Genomic DNA, 6,391 nt, shown 5'->3' on the forward strand with positions numbered 1-6,391 from the left:
GCTACCAGCATAGCCAGTCGCCAGCCAGAGGATCGATCGAAAGCCATCGCGAACTGTTTTTCGCAGTGGTTCCACAGGTCGTCCGCTAACAAAAGTTATCGGTTTAACTTTAATCCCTCGGCTGCCAAAAACAATCTCACCAATTGCCCGCGCGCGCGGTAGATGGTCATCAGAAGTGACTAGATAGACACTAGTAATCCCTTTGGACTCAAATCGATCGACCAACGTTGTAAAGTTAGTCACGGTATCATTCGCTTGATAATCCAGATGGAGATTTTCCGGTGCGACGCCAGCCTTTTTAAAAACTCGATTGGCGTATTTTGGTGGTGCGCCACTCGAAATCCAGACGGGTAAATTGGGATGAGTATGGGCGACTTTCGCGCCAAATAGTTCGCGTTCTTCTTCACCACCCAAGACAAAAATTGCTTGCGGCTCAATCCAGGTATTTTCTAACTCGCGATAGCCCATCCAGGCGAAGGGAAATAGTAACGGTGGTAACAATGCTTTCAACAATCGCCAACGCGGGCGGCGACGTTGCTTTTGACGTGAGTTGGAACGGGATCGGGGCAGGGTGTGATTATGCGCCATGCTGCAAGGAGCTTGGAGAGGACAGGTTCAATAGCTAGACTATGCCTAGCATTTGCTAGGCTCAAGTTACCACAATTTATCGCGACAAACAACGCACGGGACTGGCGGGAATCGAACCCACGGCCTATCGCTTAGGAGGCGATCGCTCTATCCTTCTGAGCTACAACCCCAAACAGCAATCAATTGTATCAGATTAATGACTGGTGACTAATTAATCTAGATATATGGAGTAAGCCGCGTCTCGACTGGCTGATTTCACGCTCGCTGAGGCAGAGCCTACGCTTTTGCTGAGGCAAAGGCTTCGCCAACACGATCGATTAATTAGTCACCAGAATTTACTAAAACATCTTACCGATAATATTCCCAATATCATTGATGGGATTACCATCGCCGTCGCCATCGAGCATTTTTGTTGCCATGCCGATGAGATCATTGCTATCGCCAGCACCGCCTAGTGTTTGGACGATACTACTGGGATCTGTGCCACTTTGTTGGCTAAATTTACCAATTGCCGCGATCGCAATTGGGGCGAGGATGCCGAGTAGCTGAGTGACAGTCCCATTGTCCATCCCGGTTTGTTGGGTGATATTATCGGCGATCGCATTCTGAGAGCCGCCACCCATCACTTGTGAGAGCAACGCGCCACCCATGCCAGCAGCACCAGCATTGCCCACAAACCCCATCAAGTTATCTAAAATCGACCCGTCGTTCTGCTGAGTTACTTGGTTAATTGCATCAGCACCATCTGGCGTTGCGGCATGGTTGCCCATTGCCGATAGCAGCATCGGCAACGCCATCCCCACCGCAGATTTTGTGGTACCTTGATCTGCACCAATTTGTTGACCGATCTGTTGCACGACTGGGCCGCCCAATTGATTCACTAGCATTCCGATTAATGGATTCATTCTAATCTGCCTCATCTAAAAAATAGTTGTGAAAATCAATTCTGCTTTAGGAGTAGGAACTCCAACGAATCGACGACAGTATTGTACACAACTATTTCAACTATCTGGAGAAATTAACAGTTTTTATTTAATTCAGCTATAAAATATATAGGCTTCTGAATAGCTTTTTGGAGCCTAAATCACAATTGTCCGAGCATTTTATGTGTTTGAGGAACTACTCGAATTTGAGGTAAATACGCCTTCATTAAAGCTTGCCAAGCTAATACTTGCTCTGGCCTTGGTGCTGTCAGGTGGGAATTTGTATGTGGCTCGGCGAGGGCGGTCATTGGTTGGAGGAAAATAACAATTCGATCGCTCACATCAGCCACCAACTCGGCTGCTTGTTGCAGTTCGATCGGATCGGTAGTTTGCGAAATAATAATTTTCACAAATACATCAACCTTGGCATCGTGACATAGTTGCAAAAATCCTCGATGTTGTTCCCAGTGAGTTTCCCCACTGACACTCGGTAGCTTGATATCCATCCCAACGAGATCTACATCAGCTAAAATTTGACTTAACTGAGTGGGACGATGTCCACCAGTTTCGAGATAGATGGGTAATTTAGTTAGGGCTTTGACTTGGGGCAAAAATTGGGCGAGGAAGGAGGCATGTAAGAGCGGTTCGCCACCCGTGATACTGATACTATCGTGAAGGTGTGGAATATTTTGCCGAGCGACCCATGTTAATAATTGGGACAACTCGATCGGGTTAGCATAAGTGACAAAATCCCGCTCTCCAGGTGTCTGCTCGATCTCGCAAGTGGGTTGCTTTTGCCAAGTATGTTGACTATCGCAGTAGTGACAGCGCAAGTCACAGCCCCCAAACCGGACAAAGATCTGGCGCGTCCCAACATTGATGCCCTCACCTTGAATCGCTGAGAAAATTTCAATTAAATTAGCAGTGAGTGCTGTCATAGGAGCGAAGACTAGGGATAACCGATGAACTAACTATTTTAGATCGGGTTCGAGTCGATCGAGATCCAAAATTACTGGCAAGAACGTCTCTGAAAATGGCAAATCAATCTCGAACCTAGCACGAAAGCTTTTTGAATTGCTAGCCAGATCAGTTTTTTGATTGACACGGGGAAACAGATCGTCATAGAATGGTAATTTGTCAACAGTTGGAACCATTCGGCGACTGTCAAAATTTTGTAAAACATGCCAACCATCCAACAGCTCATTCGCAAAGCCCGCGAAGACTACAAAGTCAAAACTAAATCACCCGCACTGAAGGAATGCCCTCAGCGTCGTGGTGTTTGTACTCGCGTCTACACAACTACACCCAAGAAACCTAACTCAGCTCTACGCAAAGTAGCGCGGGTGCGGCTCACTTCTGGTTTTGAAGTCACGGCATACATCCCTGGTATCGGTCACAACCTGCAAGAACACTCCGTTGTAATGATTCGTGGCGGTCGGGTAAAAGATTTACCTGGGGTCAGATATCACATCATTCGCGGTACGCTCGATACTGCTGGGGTCAAGGATCGCAAGCAAGGTCGCTCCAAATATGGCACCAAGCGACCCAAGGCTGCTAAGTAGTAGGTTTCACAACTATCTATTTAAGAAAATTGCAACCGCTCTACATTCTTATCTAGCCAGTCAGTTGTATTTGTCAGCTTACATACAAAATCATCCTTCAGTTACTCTGTAGGCTCCCATGCTGAGGGCGTCTGCCTATCCTCAAATGAGATGTCGATCGGGCATCAACAGCAGATGATAGATGATTGCTGAAGTGGAGATAAGTTGGTAGTTTCCGGTTTCGTTGCAAATGGTTAAGCGATCATCATCAGATGTGCTTCGACCATCACTGAAGATTCCTAGATCCTCAAAGCAAATTAAGTAAGTGACCGAAGGCGAGCGATCGAAGCTCCGATCCAGAGGTTGTAACAACGTCAGTACCTAACCAAATCACCAATTCAATTTTCGCGCTATGTCACGTCGAACCAAAGTCGTCAAACGCCCAGTACCACCAGATGCTGTCTATAACAGCCGCCTGGTGAATATGATGGTGCGCCGCATTATGTACAGCGGTAAAAAATCAGTCGCTTATCGGATCATTTATGAAGCGATGAAAACGATCGAAGAGCGCACTGGTACCGACCCACTCGAAACCTTTGAAAAAGCAGTTAAAAATGCTACTCCCTTAGTAGAAGTTAAAGGTCGCCGTGTGGGCGGTGCTACTTACCAAGTACCGATGGAAGTCAAAGCCGAGCGCGGTACGGCACTAGCCATGCGCTGGCTGATCAACTACTCTCGCTCGCGGGCGGGCAAATCAATGGCTGGCAAATTGGCTAACGAGCTAATGGATGCAGCTAACGAAACGGGTAGCGCGATCCGCAAACGTGAGGAAACTCACCGGATGGCCGAAGCAAATAAAGCATTCGCTCACTACCGTTACTAGACTCACTGAGTTTTAAGGCCATCAGGGTATGCAGTCACCCGACTGTACCCAAAAACGTCTACAATCTTAGTAAAGATTAACAATATTATTATCGGCAGCCGACAAGTAAGGAGGTTATTGTGCCACGTACCGTCCCGTTTGAGAAAGTACGCAACATCGGGATTGCAGCCCACATTGATGCGGGTAAGACAACCACGACCGAAAGAATTCTATATTATTCTGGGGTTGTCCATAAGATTGGCGAAGTTCATGAAGGAACTGCCACCACCGACTGGATGGTGCAGGAACAAGAGCGTGGCATCACCATTACCGCAGCCGCAATCAGTACGACTTGGAAAGATCATAAGATCAACATCATCGATACTCCAGGACACGTAGATTTTACGATCGAAGTCGAACGTTCGATGCGGGTACTCGATGGTGTAATCGCTGTATTCTGTTCCGTTGGCGGCGTTCAGCCTCAATCGGAGACGGTATGGCGACAAGCCGATCGCTACAAAGTACCTCGGATCGTCTTTGTGAATAAGATGGATCGGACTGGTGCGAATTTCTTCAAGGTTTACGAGCAGATTCTCGATCGGATGCGCGTCAATGCGGTACCCATCCAAATCCCAATTGGAGCTGAAGGCGACTTTGCGGGAGTCATCGATCTGGTCACCATGCGCGCATTCTATGCGCTCGACGACATGGGCAAGGATATCGAAGAACGCGATATTCCCGCCGATCTCCAAGCTAAAGCGGACGAGTTTCGCTTGAAACTACTGGAATCTGTTGCCGATACCTCAGATGAATTGACTGAGAAATATCTCGAAGGTCAAGAAATCTCCGAAGCGGAGGTCAAAGCGGCAATTCGTAAAGGCACGATCGCCGGCACGATGGTACCGATGTTCTGTGGTTCTGCCTTTAAGAACAAAGGCGTTCAATCGCTATTGGATGCGGTGATCGATTATCTCCCTTGCCCGACTGAAGTTCCGGCAATTAAAGGTAAGGATGTCGATGACGAGACGATCGAAGTCGAACGTCATGCCAACGATGATGAACCGTTTGCAGCACTGGCGTTCAAGATCATGGCGGATAAATACGGTCGTTTGACCTTTATTCGCGTCTACTCTGGAGTAGTCAAAACTGGTACTTACGTCTTGAATCCAACTAAGGGTAAGAAAGAACGGATTTCCCGCTTGATTATCCTCAAGGCAGACGATCGCCAGGAAGTAGACGAGCTGCGGGCTGGTGACTTAGGTGCCGTCCTCGGACTCAAAGATACCTTCACTGGTGATACTTTGTGCGATGAAGACAATCCGGTGATCCTGGAGTCGCTATTCATCCCCGAACCAGTAATTTCACTGGCAGTCGAACCCAAGACCAAACAGGATATGGAGAAGCTTTCCAAAGCGTTAATTTCCCTATCCCAGGAAGATCCAACCTTCCGCGTCCACACCGATCCCGAAACCAACCAAACCGTAATCGCGGGCATGGGCGAGCTTCACCTAGAGATTCTAGTCGATCGGATGTTGCGAGAGTTTGGTGTCGAAGCCAACATCGGTGCGCCACAGGTGGCTTATCGCGAAACCATTCGCAAGAGTGTCAAGCAAGAAGGTAAGTACATCAAACAAAGTGGTGGTAGCGGTAACTACGGTCACGTCGTGATCGAGATCTCACCGAGCGAACCCGGTAGCGGTTTGGAGTTCGTCTCCAAAATTGTCGGCGGTTCGGTACCCAAACAGTACATCAACCCGATCGAGCAAGGCGTTAAAGAAACCTGCGAGTCGGGGATTTTGGCTGGGTACCCAGTGATCGATCTCAAAGTCACCCTGATCGATGGTTCGTACCATGAAGTTGACTCCAATGAAATGGCCTTTAAGATTGCGGCTTCGATCGCAACAAAAGAAGCCGTCATGAAGGCTCAACCAACACTGCTCGAACCAGTGATGAAGGTTGAAGTTGAAGTTCCCGACAACTTCTTGGGTAACGTCATCGGCGATCTGAACTCTCGCCGAGGTCAGATCGAAGGTCAAGAAGCAGCGGCGAACATCTCCAAAGTTGCCGCCAAGGTGCCGTTGGGTGAAATGTTTGGTTATGCAACCAATATTCGCTCCAACACCCAAGGTCGGGGGATCTTCTCAATGGAATTCAGCCATTATGATGAAGTACCTCGCAACGTGGCTGAAGCGATCGTCACTAAAAACAAAGGGAAATAGATAGTCTGACGGTCATTGTTGGTTGTTAATTATTGCAAAACAGTAAACAACCAACAATACCGATCGACAATCCAGGTAAAATCTAAAGAGGAATTAAGGAAATTATTCATGGCACGCGCTAAGTTTGAAAGAAATAAGCCCCACGTTAACATCGGTACTGTCGGTCACGTAGACCATGGTAAAACCACTCTTACCGCAGCAATCACCATGTCCTTAGCGGCAATTGGTGCTGCTAAATCGCGGCGGTATGACGAGATC

Annotated in this window: 8 protein-coding genes and 1 tRNA gene; 4 read left to right on the top strand and 5 right to left on the bottom strand. The window is 47.9% G+C overall.

Annotation, left to right across the window (positions count from 1 at the left end):
* The 5 genes from RMO27_RS14165 to RMO27_RS14185 all read right to left on the bottom strand — a co-directional run.
* Positions 1-588 (bottom strand): YdcF family protein (locus RMO27_RS14165; protein WP_309733576.1); only part of this gene is annotated, 588 nt, incomplete at its 3' end.
* Between the two features lie 96 nt (positions 589-684).
* Positions 685-758 (bottom strand) — tRNA-Arg (locus tag RMO27_RS14170).
* 168 nt (positions 759-926) lie between these two features.
* Positions 927-1,493, bottom strand: coding sequence for a DUF937 domain-containing protein (locus RMO27_RS14175; RefSeq protein WP_309733577.1), 567 nt, complete (start codon positions 1,491-1,493; stop codon positions 927-929).
* 179 nt (positions 1,494-1,672) lie between these two features.
* Positions 1,673-2,449: a 7-carboxy-7-deazaguanine synthase QueE gene (locus tag RMO27_RS14180; protein ID WP_309733579.1), complete on the bottom strand. Its 777-nt coding sequence runs from the start codon at positions 2,447-2,449 to the stop codon at positions 1,673-1,675.
* A 33-nt stretch (positions 2,450-2,482) separates the two neighbouring features.
* Positions 2,483-2,665 carry a hypothetical protein gene (locus RMO27_RS14185; protein ID WP_309733581.1) on the bottom strand — a complete coding sequence of 61 codons (183 nt, stop codon included), beginning with the start codon at positions 2,663-2,665 and terminating at the stop codon, positions 2,483-2,485.
* Between the two features lie 27 nt (positions 2,666-2,692).
* On the opposite strand from RMO27_RS14185, the gene rpsL reads away from it, so the two are divergent.
* The 4 genes from rpsL to RMO27_RS14205 all read left to right on the top strand — a co-directional run.
* Positions 2,693-3,073, top strand: a complete 381-nt coding sequence (gene rpsL / locus RMO27_RS14190; RefSeq protein WP_015161335.1) for a 30S ribosomal protein S12 — start codon at positions 2,693-2,695, stop codon at positions 3,071-3,073.
* 391 nt (positions 3,074-3,464) lie between these two features.
* The gene (gene rpsG, locus RMO27_RS14195; RefSeq protein WP_309733586.1) at positions 3,465-3,935 is read left to right on the top strand and encodes a 30S ribosomal protein S7; all 471 of its coding nucleotides are present in this window, start codon (positions 3,465-3,467) and stop codon (positions 3,933-3,935) included.
* Between the two features lie 119 nt (positions 3,936-4,054).
* Positions 4,055-6,133, top strand: coding sequence for an elongation factor G (fusA, locus tag RMO27_RS14200; RefSeq protein WP_309733588.1), 2,079 nt, complete (start codon positions 4,055-4,057; stop codon positions 6,131-6,133).
* Between the two features lie 108 nt (positions 6,134-6,241).
* On the top strand, positions 6,242-6,391 hold a 150-nt coding region (locus tag RMO27_RS14205; RefSeq protein WP_309733590.1), incomplete at its 3' end, for a GTP-binding protein.

The organism is Chamaesiphon sp. OTE_75_metabat_556, from assembly GCF_031378165.1.
Taxonomy (GTDB): domain Bacteria; phylum Cyanobacteriota; class Cyanobacteriia; order Cyanobacteriales; family Chamaesiphonaceae; genus Chamaesiphon.